The following is a 486-nucleotide window of genomic DNA, read 5'->3' on the forward strand; positions in this document are numbered from 1 at the left end:
CGCATCGGCGCAGATCGTGCCGACGCCCGGCGCCGGCACGCAGGTCATCCAGACGCAAAACGGCCTCCCGCAGGTGAACATCGCCCGGCCTTCGGGCGCAGGGGTGTCGGTCAACACCTACAACCAGTTCGATGTCCAGAAGAACGGCGCGATCCTGAACAACTCGCCGACGCTCGTCAACACGCAGCAGGCCGGGACTATCAACGGGAACCCGACCTTCGGGGCCGGGCAGTCCGCACGCATTATCGTCAACCAGGTCAACAGCACGGCCGCGAGCCAGATTCGCGGTTACGTCGAAGTCGCAGGCAATCGCGCGGAAGTCGTGCTGGCCAACCCGGCGGGCATCGTCGTCGATGGCGGGGGCTTCATCAATACGTCGCGCGCGACGTTGACGACCGGCCAGCCTTATTACGGCGCGGACGGTTCGCTTGCGGGCTACAACGTCAATCGCGGCCTCATTACGATCCAGGGCGCGGGCCTCAACGC

Annotated in this window: 1 protein-coding gene; it reads left to right on the forward strand. The window is 65.6% G+C overall.

Going from position 1 to position 486, the window contains the following annotated elements; all coding sequences use genetic code 11:
* The coding region (locus tag ACV22Z_RS35760) for a two-partner secretion domain-containing protein (RefSeq protein WP_448080945.1) at window positions 1-486 on the forward strand (486 nt) is incomplete at both ends.

It is taken from the genome of Burkholderia sp. PU8-34 (assembly GCF_053427725.1).